This is a genomic window from Bacillus sp. FSL R5-0443 (genome assembly GCF_038608285.1).
GTDB lineage: Bacteria > Bacillota > Bacilli > Bacillales > Bacillaceae > Bacillus > Bacillus velezensis.
This window is the reverse complement of the sequence record NZ_CP152013.1, coordinates 780,776-797,843: the sequence shown is the minus strand read 5'-3', so window position 1 is coordinate 797,843 and position 17,068 is coordinate 780,776. Positions and strand designations below refer to the sequence as shown.

Genomic DNA, 17,068 nt, shown 5'->3' with positions numbered 1-17,068 from the left:
AGGTGAGAATACAGAAAAGACGATGCAGCGTCAATATGACACTCCGTATTCTGCTGCCACTAGTTATGATACTTAGTCTAATCCTCCCAACATCACCCATTAAAGCAGAAGAAAACAAATCCTCCAGTGTGAATCTCAGCATTTTAGCCACAACTGACGTTCACGCTAACATGATGGACTACGATTACTACAGCGACAAACCGACAACGGAATTCGGGCTGGCCCGAACGGCTCAGCTTATTGAGAAGCACAGGCGCGAAAACCCGAATACGCTGCTTGTCGATAACGGAGACCTGATTCAGGGGAATCCCCTCGGAGAATACGCCGTAAAATATGAGAAAAATGATATTATTTCAGGCGCAAAGACCCATCCGATCATTGAAGTGATGAACAGTCTGCATTATGACGCAGGAACACTCGGCAATCATGAATTTAATTACGGGCTTGAATTTCTGGACGGGACAATCAAAGGCGCTGATTATCCGATCGTTAACGCCAATGTGAAAACATTAAGCGGCGAAAACCGTTATACGCCTTATGTCATAAAAGACAAAACCGTCACGGATGAAAACGGCGGCAAGCATCAGATAAAAGTCGGCTACATCGGCTTTGTTCCTCCCCAGATCATGACGTGGGATAAGAAAAATCTCGAAGGCCGCGTTCAGGTCGAAGACATTGTGGAATCCGCAAAGAAAACCGTTCCGAAAATGAAAGCTGAAGGAGCCGATATCGTCATCGCCCTCGCCCACAGCGGCATCGAAAAAAAAGCGCAGTCTTCCGGAGCGGAAAACGCCGTTTTTGACCTGGCAACAAAAGTCAGCGGAATTGATGCGATCGTATCCGGCCATCAGCACGGGCTTTTCCCTGATGCCGAATACAAAGGCGCTGATCAATTTGACATCGATAAAGGCACGATTAACGGCATCCCCGTTGTCATGTCAAGCAGCTGGGGCAAATATGCGGGCGTCATCGACCTCCGGCTTGAAAAAACAGACAGCGCGTGGCATGTGGAAGATGCAAAAGGCAGCATCGAGCCGATTGCCGGCAATGTGACGTCGGAAAACGAAACCGTCGTCAATACCGTCAAAAAAGCGCACGAAGGCACTTTGAAATACATCAGAGAACCCGTCGGCCAGACAAAAGCCGATATCAACAGTTTCTTCGCCCAAGTCAAAGATGATCCGTCCATTCAAATCGTAACGGATGCGCAAAGATGGTACGCCGAAAATAAGATGAAGGATACGGAATACAAAGATCTGCCTATCCTCTCGGCGGGCGCCCCGTTTAAAGCCGGCGGGCGGAACGGCTCAAACTACTATACAAACATTTCCGCTGGCGACCTCGCCATCAAAAATATCGGCGATTTGTACCTGTATGACAACACGGTTCAGATCGTCAAGCTGAACGGAAGCGAAGTGAAGGACTGGCTCGAAATGTCCGCAGGGCAATTTAATCAGATCGATCAGGCAAAAGGCGGCAGCCAAGCGCTTTTAAATGACGCCTACCGCTCATACAATTTTGATGTCATTGACGGTGTCACCTATCAGGTCGATGTCACAAAACCGGCGAAATACAACGAAAACGGAACAGTCATTCATCCCGATGCAAGCCGGATCGTCAACCTTTCTTATCAAGGAAAGCCCGTCAGCGCCAAGCAGGAATTTCTGATCGTCACAAATAATTACCGCGCTTCAGGCGGCGGAGGATTCCCTCACTTAAGCAATGATAAAATCGTATACTCTTCTGCCGATGAGAACAGGCAGGTCTTAATGGATTACATCATCCAGCAGAAAACGATTAATCCGCAGGCTGATCATAACTGGTCCATCCTTCCGGTCAAAGGGACAAACCTGACATTTGAATCTTCCTTGGCCGCAAAGCCGTTTGCCGACCGCGCAGATGACGTCGCCTATATCGGTGAATCACAAAACGCGGGCTACGGACAGTACAAGCTCCAATTCAAAGATGATGAACCGGGCACAGATCCGCCGAAAGATGACGCATGGAAACTCACCGTTATGCATACAAACGACACGCACGCCCACCTTGATAACGCGGCGAGGCGGATGACGAAAATCAAAGAAATCAGAAGCGAAACCGACCGCAGCATTTTGCTGGATGCGGGAGACGTTTTCTCAGGCGATCTCTATTTCACAAAGTGGCAGGGGCTGGCTGATTTAAAATTGATGAACCGCATGGGCTACGACGCAATGACCTTCGGAAACCATGAGTTTGATAAAGGACCGGGTGCTCTCGCCAGCTTCCTGAGCGGGAACGGTAGCGCGGCTGACCCGTCCGGAAAATACAATTTTCAAGCGCCTGACTTTCCGCTCGTCAGCTCAAATGTCGATGTGTCCAAAGAGTCAAAACTCAGACCATTCATGAAAAAAGCAGACACATTTACTGCAGGGAAAAAGAAAAAAGCAGGCATCTATCCATACATTCTGCTTGATGTAAACGGAGAAAAAGTCGCCGTATTCGGCTTAACGACAGAAGATACGTCCGTCACATCAAGCCCGGGAAAAAGCATTGTCTTTCATGATGCCTTCCAATCCGCACAAGATACGGTAAAAGAAATACAGAACAAGGAACATGTCAATAAAATTATCGCCCTGACCCATATCGGGCATCAGCGTGATCTCGATCTCGCCAAAAAGGTAAAAGGCATCGACTTGATCGTCGGCGGACATACGCATACGCTTGTAGATAAAATGGAAGTTGTCAAAAACGAAGAGCCGACCATCGTCGCCCAGGCAAAAGAATACGGCGAATATTTAGGCCGGGCAGATGTCGCCTTTGACAAAAACGGCGTCGTCCTGCCGGAACAATCCTCTCTTCAGGCGATTCCGGTGAACGAGCAGACGAAAGAAGACCCGGATCTGAAAAAAGAGCTTGATCCGTTTAAAAAAGAGCTCGTCTCAGTCAAAAATGAAAAAGTCGGCTCAACGAAGGTCGCACTTGACGGCCAGCGCGAGCATGTCCGCTCCAAAGAAACCAATCTCGGAAACTTCATCGCGGACGGCATGCTGCAAAAAGCGAAGGAAGCGGCCGGCGCCCAAATCGCGATCACAAACGGGGGCGGCATCCGCGCGGGCATTGATAAAGGAGACATCACACTCGGCGATGTGCTGAATGTGATGCCGTTCGGCAACACGCTTTACGTCGCGGATTTAACCGGAAAACAGATCAAACAAGCCTTGGAACAAGGGTTAAGCGGAATTGAGGCTCAAGGCGGCGCCTTCCCTCAAGTTGCCGGTTTAACATACACGTTTACACTGAATAAAAAGCCGGGACACCGCGTTCTTCAAGCTGCGGCCGTACAGGATGACGGCAGCGTAAAGCCGATTTCTGATAAGAAGACATACAGAGTCGCCACCAGTAACTTTGTCGGTGAAGGCGGAGACGGATATTCCGTCTTTAACGAAGCGTCCCATAAAGAAGACCTTGGCTTTGTCGACTATGAGGTCTTCACCGAGCAGCTTGAAAAAGCGGGAAAAGCGGTGGAACCGAAAGTTGACGGCCGCGCGCAGGAAGTGTACCTGCCGACGAAACAAAAAAACGGTTCGTGGACGCTTGAAGATGACAGCGCATTTGCCGCCTATGCCAAAAACGCAAACACGCCGATCGTGTATTACGATAAGAATGACGGCGCCAAAAAGCCGATTGATCTCAGCGTGACCAAAAAACAAATCGGCCTGTTAAAGGACAGAACATCGGATTCTTCCCTTACGATCCTGCATGACAAGTTCAGCATGAAAATGCCGATGGCAAACGCTGCTTCAGCTGATACACGATTCGGCGTGACGCCGAAAGGAAAAGTAAGCGGGGCGCTTTCAAATGTATACGACTTTACAATGAAGCAGAAAAACAAAGACATCAAAACATTCAAAGCGCCGGTAAAGCTCACCCTGCGCATTGAGAATACGAAAAAGGCGAAGCAGCCCGGCATTTACCATGTAGACCGGAAAAAGAACGTCTATACAAAAACAGACAACGGTTCGGTTTCACACGATCTCGTCACGGGCTATACAAATCATTTCAGTGAATACACCATATTAAACGCAAACACGAAGAGCGCGCCGCCGCCAAGCGGAGACCAAGGCTCCGGAAAGCAGCCAAGCGGACAAAAACCGTCATCCGGCCCTGCGCAGGACGGAGTATCGCCGGGCGGCCTGCTTCCTGATACGGCCACAACGATGTATTCCATCCTTCTTGCCGGGTTACTCATCAGCGCGCTCGGAACGGCACTGTATCTGCATCAAAGAAGAAAAGCAAAAAAAGTGAACGACGCATAAAAAGACCGCTTTTATCGGGCGGTTCATCCCAAAAGCTCTCCTGATCTGATATCAGGGGAGCTTTTTCTCTCGGTCCCCCTCTGAGTCGACAGCCGTACGGCCGAGTGATAAAATATGAACGTTATTCGCGAGAGACATACATCCGCATCGTTTAACACTTCACGGCAGGGCCTCTCTTTCATACGGCGCCGCCTGTTTGGAGGACTTTTTTTGAAGATTACAGGAAACAAACGAAACCGCATGTCTTACAAGAAAAAGCTGTTTTACGTGATAACAGCGCTCTGTTTTATCAGCTCGCTCATTTTCGTCACTCACAACGCTTCTTTTTATGAGCGGCCGATTGCCAAAGTGACGAAAACAACATTGGAACATCAGTCTGACGTACAGGACATGCATAAAAACAAAGATAAGATTTTCAATCAGACGATCACTGCCAGACTTGAAAACGGCAGTCAGAAAGGACAGCTCATTCATTTGTCCAATCAGTATTCATCATCCGGAGCGAACGATCAGAAATATTCGATTAGCGATGAAGTATTCGTTTCTATTGATAAAGGGAAACCATCAAACAAGGATATATCGGGAAGCATTATAGATAAAAAACGGGATAAACAGCTTTTGCTGATCGCTTGGGTTTTCATCTTCACCTTGCTTATCGTCGGCAAAAAACAAGGCTTCTTTTCGATCGTCAGCCTGATGTTTAACGCCGTTTTACTGTCGTTTGCATTAGATTTGTACAGGAAGCATCCTAATATAGGGTTAATTTTCATCTGCGGTATCTGTATTCTCATCTTTACTGTCATCTCATTGCTGCTTGTCAGCGGTTTTCACGCGAAAACATACGCTGCCATTGCCGCGACGCTCGCAGGCACTTTCGTTTCCCTGCTGATTACGTATCTGGTGATGCTGGCAACCGGAGAGAAAGGTCTCAGATATGAGGAAATGCAGTATTTAACCCGCCCTTATCACACGGTGTTCATGGCCGGGGTATTTATCGGATCACTGGGAGCGGTCATGGATGTAGCCATTACCATGACGTCATCTGTCTTCGGATTATATGAAGAAAACAACGGTATCTCATTACAAGCTCTCAGACGTTCAGGGATGGAGATCGGAAAAGACATCATGGGGGCGATGACCAATATTCTGTTTTTTGCTTATATAAGCGGCTCTATTCCGATGATGCTTTTGTATTTGAAAAATGATTCCCCGATAGGATTCACTCTTTCTATGAACATTTCCTTGGAAATAGCCAGAGCATTGGCCGGAGGGATCGGAATTGTATTAGCCATACCCGCCAGTCTGTATGCTTCTATCTTTTTTATTAAACGAAAGAAGGCAAGCTCATGAATGTCATCGTAATTCTCGCGGCGATTTTATTTCTATTGATGGTCATCATCGGCGGAAAAAAAGGAGCGAGGTCTTTTATTGCGTTATTCTTAAATTTCGGTGTTCTCTTTCTCACCATCATTTTCATGACAGACCCGCATATCAATCCGATTGTTTTAACATTGCTCTCTTCCGCCGTGATTTGCAGCATTACTCTTTTTTATATTAATGGAGGAAACGTCAAAACCGTAACCGCCTTTATTTCTGCAATGCTGACGATTGTACTGCTGCTGTTTTTTATTATGTCTGTAACAAAACATACTTCAATTCAGGGATTCGGTGAAGAAGAATTGGGTGATATCGGCATATTCACACTGTTTGTCGGGGTGGATTTTGTGAAGGTTACCGCAGCCATGATCATCATGGGCACGATAGGGGCGATTACCGATGTCGCGATTTCCATTACTTCACCCATGCGGGAAATTTACAGTCATAATCCGTCCATGAGCAGAAAAGATCTGTACACATTCGGATTAAGCATCGGGAGAGATATTTTAGGAACGAATACGAATACGTTATTCTTTGCTTTTTTCGGCAGCTATTTGGCTTTAATTATCTGGTTTAAAGACTTATCATACTCAGCTGAAAAAATAGTGAACTCAAAAGTATTCAGTGCGGAAGCCGTTACCATTCTTTGTGCCGGAATCGGGATCGGCATCATCATTCCCGTTACGTCCTGGATCACCGCCTGTTTTTTAGCAAAACCAAATAAACGTTAAAAGCTGCCGGGACACGCCCGGCAGCCTTTTTTATCTTATACCCACTTTACAACGTCTTTTGAGGCAGATCTTGTTTTCGGGCGCGGTTCTCTGACACGGTAGCCGAATGCGGCCATAACAGAGATGTCGAAACTTCCGTTTTCCAGAAGCCCTTCTTCTTCAAGAATCCGGTGAATTTCTTTGTAGTTGAAGCCTTCTACAGGGCAGGAGTCGATTCCGATCTGCGCAGCGGCTGTCATCATATTGCCGAGGGCGATGTAAGTCTGTTTGGATGCCCAGTCAAACAGCGCGCGATCTGATTCTAGCAAATTGAAATCATTTTTCTGGAAGTCTTCCGTTTTGCTGATATAGCCTTCATACATATCTTCCGGCATTTTTTTGACTTCCCGCAAGTGATTTTTGACATAGTCGGCGTCAAAACGGATATCCTTTGCCGTCCGGGCAAGCAGAAGTACGAAATGGCTTGCGGTCGGCAGCTGCTTTTGCGCGCCCCATGTGAACTCGCGGAGTTTTTCACGAAGTTCCGGATTTTGAACGACGACAAATTTCCAAGGCTCCAAACCGAGTGAGCTTGGGGATAATCTTCCCGTTTCTAAAATGAATTCAAAATCGCTTTCTGAAATTTTTTTCTCAGGATCAAATTCCTTTGTGGCGTGTCTGAATTGATACGCTTCGATGATCTGCTGTTTTTTATCTGACATTCATGATCTCTCCTTTTCAATCGTTATGTACTATTGTAGCCATTATTTTTGAAAGTACCAGTACGCACATTTTTGTTGGATAGTATTCATTTTGATACTGACAAAAAAACGGGCTGCCGCGGCAGTCCGTTTTTATTTTTCTCTTCTCGCAAAGTCGACGAAACGGAATTTATCGAGCCTGTGCCGGCTTTCCGTGTACTGAAAGAGGCTGGTATCCTCCAAAAAGACGCGGTTTTTCACGACCGCCATATGGCTGAATCCGCCGAGATCCAAATACTTCCGGTCCTCTTCCCCCGCCGGCTCCACGACAATTTCCTTTTGCGCGTAGCTGATGGACAAGCCGAGCTCTCCTTCGAGATACTCATAGATCGAATCTTCACAAATCGCCTTCGTCAATAGAGGCACATGTTTTTTCACAAAGTAATCCTTGTCCAAAATAATATGTTCTCCGTCAATCCGTCTTGATCTGACGACTTCCCACACCTTTTCATCCGCTTCTGTACCAAGCTCTTTTGCGGCTTCTGAGGGAGGCAGGATCAGCCCGAGACGGTGAACCGTCGTTCTCGTCTCTTTTCCGAGTGTTTCCGAAAGCTCTTTGAAGCTGATCAGGCCTGAGACGGGAAAACGCATTTTTTCTCTGTCTAATATGACGGAGCCTTTGCCTTTGATTTTCTGGATGTAGCCGTTTTGCGCCAGCATATTGAGCGCTTTGCGGACGGTTTCTCGTGATGTGCCGTATTGATCGCACAAATCATTTTCAGACGGAAGAACGTCTTCAGCCTTCCGCTGGCCGCTTTCGATCTGCCGCACCATATCTTTATAGATTGTGATGTATTTATTCACTTTCATTTGACCACCCAGATTAGTGTATCACGCTTTTGTCAGATGATAAACGATCGATTCATACGGACGGAGCGTCAATCGTTCCGGCCGCCCTTCCCTCGGTTCATCATTCGTCAGCAGCACCGTAAACCGCCAGCCGTCCGTGTCTTTAAGCGGAACCGTAAAGTCCGCTTCTTTCCCGTAGAAGTTGTTGATGCACAGCAGTTTTTCATCCTTGCCGTGTCTGACGTACGCCAGAACCGCCGGATCGTCTTCAGCAAGCAGCTCAAACGTTCCTTCCGTCACGATGTCATATTCTTTTCTGAGCTTGATGAGCTTCTGATAATGATAGAAAATTGAATCCGGGTCCCGCAAAGCAGCTTCCGCGTTAACGTCCCGATAATCATCCGCCGCCGGAATCCAAGGCGTTCCCGTCGTGAAACCGCCGTGCAGCCCGCTGTTCCACTGAATGGGGGTTCTTGCATTGTCTCTTGATTTCTCTTTTAAAATGGCGATAATGTCTTTTTCGGGCACGCCTTCTTCCTTCATCTTTTTGTAAATGTTCAATGATTCGACATCGCGGTATGAGCCGATGTCATCGAATTTCGGATTGCCCATGCCGATCTCTTCACCTTGATAAATGTAAGGCGTGCCCTGCATCATATGAATGGCCGCCGCCAGCATTTTGGCTGATTTCGTCCGGTATACGCCGTCGTCTCCGTATCTGGATACGGCCCGCGGCTGGTCATGGTTGCACCAGAATAATGCGTTCCAGCCTCCGCCTTTTTGCATCTCCGTCTGCCAAAACGCTAAAATCCGTTTCAGCTTCAGAAAATCAAACGGAGCGAGCGCCCATTTTTCACCATTCGGATAATCCACTTTTAAATGATGAAAGTTAAAAGTCATATCGAGTTCTTTATTCTCAGGGTTTGTGTACCGGATGCAGTGGTCAGCCGTTGTCGAGGACATTTCACCGACCGTCATACTGTCATATTTCGAAAACACTTCCCGGTTCATCTCATGGAGAAATTCGTGCACGCGCGGCCCGTCCGTATAATAAGGGCGCCCGTCACGCCCATCTTTGGCATCAGGAAACGATTGGTCTTTAGAAATGAGGTTGATCACATCCAGCCGGAAGCCGTCGATCCCTTTCCGGAACCAAAAATGCATCATGTCGTAAACCTGTTTTCTCATCTCTTCATTTTCCCAGTTCAAATCGGCTTGCGACACATCAAATAAATGCAGATAGTGCTGGCCTGACGCCGGGTCGAGCTCCCAAGCGGAACCGCCGAATTTTGATTCCCAGTTGTTCGGCGCCCGGCCGTCTTCCTTTCCGTCTTTCCAAATGTAAAAATCCCGATACGGACTGTCGGGTGACGAGACCGCTTCTTTGAACCACAGATGCTCGACTGATGTATGGTTTACGACAAGATCCATGACGACCTTGATTCCTCTTTTGTGCGCTTCATCGAGGAGGCGTTCAAAATCCTCCATCGTTCCGTATTCTTCATAAATGGTGCAGTAATCGCGAATGTCATAACCGTTGTCATTCTGCGGCGAATCGTAAATCGGCGTAAGCCAAATGACATCAATCAAAAGCTTCTGCAAATAATCAAGCTTCTCGATAATACCGTTCAGATCACCGATCCCGTTTCCCGTCGTATCATTAAAGCTCTTCGGATAAATTTGATATACCGCTGCCTTTTTCCACCATGGTGTGCTGTCTGTTTTCATTTTTCTTCACCGCCTGTAATGTTTTGAATTGAAAGGGAAAAGGGACAGCCTGATAGAAGGCGCCCCGCAGGTTTTTTATTTTTGCCGTTTCAGCCGCGCATACCCGTATGTTCCCGCAAACGGGAGAATCAGCACGATCAGCATTCCGATCGCAAACGGACCCCAGTACCGGCTCATAATGGAGAAGATCCCCGGCACGCCGCCGACTCCGACCGAGCTTGCGAGAACGCCTTTGACGGAGATGAACATCCCCGCGATTCCCGAGCTGATCATGGCGATCACAAACGGAAATTTGTAACGCAGATTCACGCCGAAAATCGCCGGTTCGGTAATGCCCAAATATGCGGAAATGCCGGCCGTCAGTGAAAGCCCCCGCTGTTTTTTATCTTTTGTGATCAACATCATGGCCAAAGCTGCCGATCCTTGAGCGATATTTGACAATGCGAGCATCGGCCATAAAAATGTGCCGCCGAGCTTTGATCCGATTAATTGAAGATCGACTGCGAGAAACGTATGGTGCATCCCCGTGATCACAAGCGCCGAATACAGCCCTCCGTACAGCAGGCCTCCGATGGCGGAGAATTGGCCGAAAACGGCAATCAATCCCGCCGTCAGCGCGTTACCGATCGCAAAGGTGATCGGACCGATGATGACAAAGGATAGAAAACCGATGACCAAAAGCGTCACCGGCGCGACGACTAACAGCTGAATGCCCTCCGGCGTCCGTTTCGTCAAAAAGAGCTCAAGCCTGGCAAGTAAATAAGACGCCAGCAGAATTGGGAGCACCTGACCTTGATACCCGACTTTCTGCACCTCAAGGCCGAACAGGTTCCACACCGGAATATCGCCGCTCTGCTCGGCAGCCCCGTAGCCCCATGCGTTTAACAGATCAGGATGCACCAGCATCAGCCCTAGCACGATACCCAAGAGCGGGCTTCCTCCGAACCGCTTCACTGCCGACCAGCCGATTAAAGCCGGCAGAAAAGCGAAGGCCGTCCCCGCGATCAGATTAATCATATTGGCGAGATCCGCCCATTGCGGATACACTTGGACAATCGATTTGGCGCTGTAGAAAATGCCTTCCGCCGTTAAGATGTTGTTCAGACCCATTAAAAGCCCGGCCGTGACGATCGCCGGCAAGATCGGAATAAAGATGTCCGCAAGCGTTTTCACAGCACGCTGTAAAGGATTCATTTTTTGCGCCGCCGCCTTCTTCACGTCATCCTTGGACGCTTCGCCCATCCCCGTTTCCTTCACTAATTCCGCATATACTTTGTTGACCGTCCCCTGCCCGATCACGACTTGAAACTGCCCGTTTACCGCAAAAGATCCTTTGACAATGTCTATTGCATCAAGCATTTTTTGGTTTACTTTGGTTTCATCTATTAATGCAAACCGCAAACGCGTCACACAATGAGTCGCCGCCTCAATATTTTCGATTCCGCCGACAGCTTCAGCGATCTGCCGCGCAGCCCGGTTAAACTCACCCATGCCAACCCCTCCGTAACCGTTTTCATTTTGTCTTTCAAACTTGTATATACATGTTTATGACTCTATTGTAATGATGTATATACATGTCGTCAATCTATTTTTATAGCGCTTTCATCACAAATATACTGCGAAAGACCCTGAAACAAAAAAAGCCCCGCCGGAACCGGGCCTTGACTTCTTGTTTTATCGGGAACATGTCCGGGCGGAATTCACAACAGGAGCACAAAAAGCATACAGTACTGTACAACTAAGTTAAAGAGGTGTGAAGAGATGCCATCCACTGTTATCAACCTGTACTATTTGAAGATTAACAGTATTTCTGGCAACGGATCTATTACGATTGGGGAAGCGGCATACAACAGTCCCACCACAAATAACAAATCACAAGGACTGAACTCTTCATTCGGCGATACGTCACCTATAGAATCGATGATGGAGAACTTGTTAAATGATCCTGATGTCAACGACCAGACAGCCATCGGAACCGCAGATACCGCAAATATTACGCCGGTGCCGCCCATTATAGATTAAAGGGGTTTTTATGAATGCCTTACCAAATTAACGTCGTCAATATAAAAGTAAACGGAGCAACGCAAAACGGAAACGTCGATATCGGTCAGACCGTACAAAACAGCCACACCGCCAACAGCAAATTTGTCGGCGCGAACTTTTCTTTAGGGGATTTTTCGCCGGCCGCCGGATGTTTGAATTCGGGCCATCTTGACCCTGACGTGAGCGATCAGGATCAGATCGCCAACCCGTCAATGCCGATCGCAAATCAAATATAGGGAGGTTCTGCCGAAGTGGATATCGAAAAAATGAGAAAGTGGCTTGAGATTACGAACGAGCACAAGCCCAGCGACTTTTGGACCAATGTCCTGAAACGGAAATCTCCCGAAGATTTTTTCTCCTTACAAAAAAACACCCTGACTTATGATATTTATCAGGATGAACAGCACACATTCGTCATTGTGGAAATGCCCGGCGTTTACGAAGAAGAATTGACATTGAGGCTGCTGTCAAGAACACGGCTGCATATCAGAGGAAACATCACACCCCTTTTTCCAAAGAACATGGGCGTCTGCCAAAACCGGTATTACGGGGAAATCGATGAGACGATTGAGCTTCCTGAACCGGCTGAGCCCCACCTGTTACAGGCGCAGTGCGTAAACGGCCTGCTCCACATTTCCTACCCGCGCCTTATGGAGCACATTCCTTTTCAGAAAAAAATCTAAAGAGCCGGCTTACGGGCGGCCCAGCCGTCTGTACACTTTCTCCTTATAATGAGAAGATGCGGGTTTTGAGAACATGGCTTTCTCCTCCGTCAGTTTGTCGAGTCTGACTTGTTTTTCCGTCCGTTTGTTCCGCAAGTGATCCCGCTCCTGTTCATTGCGGCACTTGGCGATCAAATAATCGAGCGTCATCAGCTCTTTCTTCAGCGCGCCCTCATCCTCGGCGATCCCGGCGTTTTTTAATATGCGGTAGCCCATTCTGAGCGACTCCGGAAGATGTGCGGCATCGTCTTTCGGCAGGGGCTTTCCCATTCCTTTGATGCCGGCGAACTCTCCATCCTTAATGGCGCGCTTGATTTTATCTTCAGCCACGATATGGGCAATATCCATCACTGTTCACCTCTTTTTTCAATAGAACCGGGTATGATTAAACGGAAACACAAAGCCCAGTTTGTGCCATTTATATGTTTTAAAGCTGTCATTCAACAGATCAACCCCCGTTGCGACAGCGTTTTTCGCCCTTTTTCCGATGAGCCTTTTCCACCTTTTCTATTTGCTGGTTTCATGGTATATTGATTACGTTCGTTTTTTCTATCGTTCCGTGTAAACCGTGATCGGAAAAAAGGAGTGTAACAATGAAAACATTTATAAAAGAAAGAGGACTTGCCTTCTTCTTGATAGCGGTCGTGTTATTGTGGGTGAAAACATATGTCGCTTATATTTTAAACTTTAACCTCGGCATAGACAACACGATCCAGAAAATATTGCTTTTTGTGAATCCGCTGAGCTCCAGCTTGTTCTTTCTTGGATTTGGGCTTCTTTTCAAGAAAAAATTACAGCAGACAGCCATTATTGTGATTCATTTTTTATTGTCTTTTTTGCTTTTTGCAAACATCGTCTATTATAGATTCTTTAATGATTTCATTACCATCCCGGTCATGATGCAGGCAAAGACAAACGGCGGCCAGCTCGGAGACAGCGCGTTCTCGTTAATGAGATGGACAGACGCCTTCTACTTCCTGGATACCGTCATTTTGATTATTTTGGCCCTTAAGATGAGAAAACCGGCTGAAAAACCGGCGAAGAAATCATTCAGAATCGTTTTGGCTTCCGCCGTGCTTATGTTCCTGATCAACCTCGCCGTCGCGGAATCCGACCGTCCTGAGCTTTTGACACGCTCATTTGACCGAAACTATCTGGTGAAATACTTGGGCACGTACAACTTTACGATTTACGATGCCGTGCAGAATGTGAAATCAAACAGCCAGCGCGCGCTTGCCGATTCAAGCGATGTAACGGATGTGGAAAACTATATGAAGGCCAACTATGACGTGCCGAATAACGTCTACTTCGGAAAAGCCGAAGGAAAAAACGTCATCTACGTCTCATTAGAGTCTCTGCAATCCTTTATCATTGACTATAAAATTAACGGCAAGGAAGTGACGCCGTTTTTAAATAAGCTGGCGCACGATAATCAAACATTCTACTTTGATAACTTTTTCCACCAAACGGGACAAGGTAAAACATCTGATGCGGAATTTATGATGGAGAACTCTCTGTACCCGCTTTCGCAAGGTTCGGTTTTCGTCAATAAAGCGCAAAACACGCTGCAGTCCGTTCCTGCGATCTTAAAAGGCAAAAAGTACACGTCTGCCGCTTTCCACGGAAATACGCAGACTTTCTGGAACCGTAACGAAATGTACAAAGCGGAAGGCATCGATAAGTTTTTCGATTCCGCTTATTATGACATGAGCGAAGAAAACACGAAAAACTACGGCATGAAAGACAAACCGTATTTCAAAGAATCCATGCCGCTCTTAAAGAGCCTGCCGCAGCCGTTCTATACGAAGTTCATTACGCTGTCAAACCACTTCCCGTTCGGAATGGATAAAGAAGACACGGACTTCCCGGCGGGAGACTTTGGTGATTCAGTCGTTAATAATTACTTCCAGTCCGCGAACTATCTGGATGAATCAATTGAACAGTTCTTTCATGACCTGAAAAAAGACGGCCTGTACGATAAGTCGATTATCGTGATGTACGGAGACCACTACGGCATCTCCGAAAACCATAATAAAGCGATGGCGAAAGTGCTCGGCAAAGATGAGATCACTGAATACGACAATGCCCAGCTTCAGCGGGTGCCGCTCTTTATCCACGCTCCCGGCGTGAAAGGCGGCCGCAATCACAAATTTGCCGGTGAAGTCGATGTCGCGCCGACCGTTCTTCATCTGCTCGGCGTCGATACGAAAGATTATCTCATGTCAGGTTCAGATATCTTATCGAAAGAGCACAGAGAAGTCATTCCGTTCCGTAACGGAGACTTCATCTCACCGAACTATACGAAAGTGTCCGGCAAGTATTACGATACGAAAACCGGAAGACTTTTAGATGATTCAGAAGTCGACAAAAAAGAAGACTCTCTCGTCAAGACTGAGCTTGAAATGTCTGATAAGATCATCAACGGCGATCTGCTTCGTTTCTATCAGCCGAAAGGCTTTAAGAAAGTGGATCCTTCACAATTCGATTATACGAAGCGTGAAGATTCCTCAGCAGATGATCAAAAAGAATAAACAAAAGCCAGATCATATCAATGATCTGGCTTTTTTATGTTCAGCTCCCGGCGGCGGCCATAGAGCGCTTTTGCAGGCTGTCGGAAAGAACTGAATAAGCGACGACTTTCTTTTTCTGCTGTTTGACGACATCTACATGATCTTCGTAGCTGTATACAAACACCGTCACATCTTTTTTTCCTTTTCTCGTCTTAATGACAAGCGGATCGGCTCCGTTTTGCGGATGAAGATAACGCTCTTCATCCCCTGGGTATATATAATGCCGTTCGATAAACACGGCTTCGTTAAAATCATCAATCACCCGGCGTTTGTCTTCGCCTTCCAGACGTTTTCCGCCGAGGGAAACGGCAGCGGACGCGTCACTGAGCTTTGAATGGGTTTCAAACTTGCGGAGGATCCATTCCACCGCTCCGGTAGGAAGGCATGTCAGCACAATCTTAATCAGGCTTATGACAACAATTGAAACAACTGCAATCCATGTCACCTTACATCATCTCCATACTTGTTCTACATGAATCTTAACATAGAAGAAAACGTTGTTTTTTGTACATTATGTGAAACTTGATATATGTTCAAAAAAAATCCGGATCACATAGGTGATCCGGATTTTTCAAGTCTGCTTCTGGTCGTCACGGCGGACGGCTTCTCTCAGCTCTTCCGCGACAAATTCGACGTTCGGCCCGATAATGACCTGCGCCGTTTTATTCCCCGTTTTGATAACCCCTTTTGCTCCCGCTTTTTTAAGCGCCGCTTCATTAATGAGAGACGTATCCTGCACGGTCAGCCTGAGGCGGGTCGCACAGTGATCAATCGTTTCGAGGTTTTGCCTGCCGCCGAGCCCCTTGAGCATGGCATGTTCTTCGACGGAACCGACCGTATCTTCACTAAGCACTTCTTCCTCTTCCTCATCATCTTCCCGTCCCGGCGTTTTCAAGTTTAACGTTTTGATGAGCATATAGAAGACGACAAAATAGATCACTGCATAACAAAGCCCGACAACGAGCAGCAAAAGCGGTTTTTCGGCAATGCCGTAGCTGAGGAGATAATCGATCGCCCCCGCCGAGAATGAAAAACCTGACCTGATTCCGAGAACATTCACGATAAATAAAGAGAACCCGGTTAATATAGCATGAACCCCGTACAAAAGCGGTGATAAAAACATAAATGCAAATTCAATCGGCTCTGTAATTCCGGTAATAAATGCCGTCAGCGCGAGACCGATCATCATTCCGGCCGTCGCTTTGCGCTTGCTTGGCTTAGCCGCGGCAATCATTGCCAGACATGCGGCAGGAAGCCCGAACATCATAATCGGGAAGAATCCCGTCATATAAGTTCCCGCCGTCGGATCCTTCGCAAAGAAGCGGGCCAGATCTCCCGTTTTTCCGTGAAAATCGCCAAACTGGAACCAAAAAATATTATTCAGCACATGATGAAGGCCGAATGGAATCAAAAGCCGGTTAAAAATCCCGTAAATCCCGGCGCCGATTCCGCCAAGCCCGATCATCCATTCCCCGAAAGACGTAATCACCGACTGAATCGGCGGCCACACAAATCCGAAGATCCCCGCCAAAATAATGGTAATCAGCGCCGTTACAATCGGAACGAGCCTGCGCCCGCTGAAAAACCCGAGATATTCGGGCAGCTTCGTATCTTTAAAGCGATTATACGTGTATCCCGCAATTAACCCCGCGATAATCCCTCCGAAAACGGCCATATTATTTGTCGAATTGATTGATTTTACAGCCGCGTCCAGCATGATATAAGAAATTGCTCCCGACAGAGCGGCGGCCCCGTTGCTGTCTTTCGAAATCCCGATCGCGATTCCGATCGCGAAAATCAGCGGCAGATGATCAAATACCGCGGTCCCCGCCGCGTAAATGAACGGAATATTTAATAAGTCCTCTCTGCCGATGGCCAAAATAATACCAACGGCGGGCAGAACGGCAATCGGAAGCATAAATGATTTTCCGAGTTTTTGCAAAAATTGAAGCATTTTACCCATCCCCCTTCTTTTTTCTTAAATATACCACATAAGTTATCTAGTGATCTATACCAATTTTCCTTCATTTATTCACATAAGGCTTGTTGGTTTTCTATTTATAAACCAGTTGT

At 47.1% G+C, this 17,068-nt stretch carries 14 protein-coding genes; 7 read left to right on the top strand and 7 right to left on the bottom strand.

Going from position 1 to position 17,068, the window contains the following annotated elements; all coding sequences use genetic code 11:
* Window positions 1–2: 2 nt before the first annotated feature.
* The 3 genes from NYE28_RS04060 to NYE28_RS04050 all read left to right on the top strand — a co-directional run bounded on the left by NYE28_RS04060 (window position 3) and on the right by NYE28_RS04050 (window position 6,403).
* The gene (locus NYE28_RS04060; RefSeq protein WP_337681364.1) at window positions 3–4,295 is read left to right on the top strand and encodes a multifunctional 2',3'-cyclic-nucleotide 2'-phosphodiesterase/3'-nucleotidase/5'-nucleotidase; all 4,293 of its coding nucleotides are present in this window, start codon (window positions 3–5) and stop codon (window positions 4,293–4,295) included.
* A 210-nt stretch (window positions 4,296–4,505) separates the two neighbouring features.
* On the top strand, window positions 4,506–5,645 hold the full coding sequence (locus NYE28_RS04055; RefSeq protein ID WP_072588901.1) for a YibE/F family protein: 1,140 nt from the start codon (window positions 4,506–4,508) through the stop codon (window positions 5,643–5,645).
* Entirely contained in the window at window positions 5,642–6,403 is a 762-nt protein-coding gene (locus tag NYE28_RS04050; protein ID WP_007408500.1) for a YibE/F family protein, read from the top strand. Before NYE28_RS04055 ends, NYE28_RS04050 begins: the two co-directional genes overlap by 4 nt.
* A 35-nt stretch (window positions 6,404–6,438) precedes the next feature.
* Here the strand turns inward: NYE28_RS04050 and NYE28_RS04045 are convergent, their stop codons facing one another.
* The 4 genes from NYE28_RS04045 to treP form a co-directional block, all read right to left on the bottom strand.
* Window positions 6,439–7,104 (bottom strand): NAD(P)H-dependent oxidoreductase, encoded by a 666-nt coding sequence (locus NYE28_RS04045; protein WP_003155588.1) that lies wholly within the window; start codon window positions 7,102–7,104, stop codon window positions 6,439–6,441.
* A 132-nt stretch (window positions 7,105–7,236) separates the two neighbouring features.
* Window positions 7,237–7,953: a trehalose operon repressor gene (treR, locus tag NYE28_RS04040; RefSeq protein ID WP_012117069.1), complete on the bottom strand. Its 717-nt coding sequence runs from the start codon at window positions 7,951–7,953 to the stop codon at window positions 7,237–7,239.
* A 21-nt stretch (window positions 7,954–7,974) separates the two neighbouring features.
* The gene (treC, locus tag NYE28_RS04035; protein WP_160222910.1) at window positions 7,975–9,660 is read right to left on the bottom strand and encodes an alpha,alpha-phosphotrehalase; all 1,686 of its coding nucleotides are present in this window, start codon (window positions 9,658–9,660) and stop codon (window positions 7,975–7,977) included.
* Between the two features lie 75 nt (window positions 9,661–9,735).
* Window positions 9,736–11,151, bottom strand: coding sequence for a PTS system trehalose-specific EIIBC component (treP, locus tag NYE28_RS04030; RefSeq protein WP_025284416.1), 1,416 nt, complete (start codon window positions 11,149–11,151; stop codon window positions 9,736–9,738).
* 270 nt (window positions 11,152–11,421) lie between these two features.
* Here treP and NYE28_RS04025 point away from each other — a divergent pair, with 270 nt between their 5' ends.
* From NYE28_RS04025 to NYE28_RS04015, 3 genes are read left to right on the top strand one after another with little or no spacing between them, the layout of a single operon-like run.
* Window positions 11,422–11,682, top strand: a complete 261-nt coding sequence (locus NYE28_RS04025; protein ID WP_007408496.1) for a spore germination protein — start codon at window positions 11,422–11,424, stop codon at window positions 11,680–11,682.
* Between the two features lie 14 nt (window positions 11,683–11,696).
* The gene (locus NYE28_RS04020; RefSeq protein ID WP_003155595.1) at window positions 11,697–11,939 is read left to right on the top strand and encodes a spore germination protein; all 243 of its coding nucleotides are present in this window, start codon (window positions 11,697–11,699) and stop codon (window positions 11,937–11,939) included.
* A 15-nt stretch (window positions 11,940–11,954) separates the two neighbouring features.
* The gene (locus NYE28_RS04015) at window positions 11,955–12,386 is read left to right on the top strand and encodes an Hsp20/alpha crystallin family protein (protein ID WP_003155596.1); all 432 of its coding nucleotides are present in this window, start codon (window positions 11,955–11,957) and stop codon (window positions 12,384–12,386) included.
* A 9-nt stretch (window positions 12,387–12,395) separates the two neighbouring features.
* On the opposite strand, the gene NYE28_RS04010 is transcribed toward NYE28_RS04015, so the two are convergent.
* Window positions 12,396–12,773, bottom strand: coding sequence for a DUF1992 domain-containing protein (locus tag NYE28_RS04010; RefSeq protein ID WP_007610033.1), 378 nt, complete (start codon window positions 12,771–12,773; stop codon window positions 12,396–12,398).
* Window positions 12,774–13,018: 245 nt separating this feature from the next.
* On the opposite strand from NYE28_RS04010, the gene NYE28_RS04005 reads away from it, so the two are divergent.
* A complete protein-coding gene (locus NYE28_RS04005) occupies window positions 13,019–14,956 on the top strand; it encodes an LTA synthase family protein (protein ID WP_007610031.1) in 1,938 nt (645 codons plus the stop codon).
* A gap of 40 nt (window positions 14,957–14,996) precedes the next feature.
* Here NYE28_RS04005 and NYE28_RS04000 read toward each other — a convergent pair whose 3' ends face one another.
* Together NYE28_RS04000 and nagE are read right to left on the bottom strand one after the other, a co-directional pair.
* Entirely contained in the window at window positions 14,997–15,440 is a 444-nt protein-coding gene (locus NYE28_RS04000; protein WP_007408492.1) for a YfmQ family protein, read from the bottom strand.
* A gap of 126 nt (window positions 15,441–15,566) precedes the next feature.
* Window positions 15,567–16,949 (bottom strand): N-acetylglucosamine-specific PTS transporter subunit IIBC, encoded by a 1,383-nt coding sequence (gene nagE, locus NYE28_RS03995; RefSeq protein WP_342490309.1) that lies wholly within the window; start codon window positions 16,947–16,949, stop codon window positions 15,567–15,569.
* Between the last annotated feature and the right edge of the window lie 119 nt (window positions 16,950–17,068).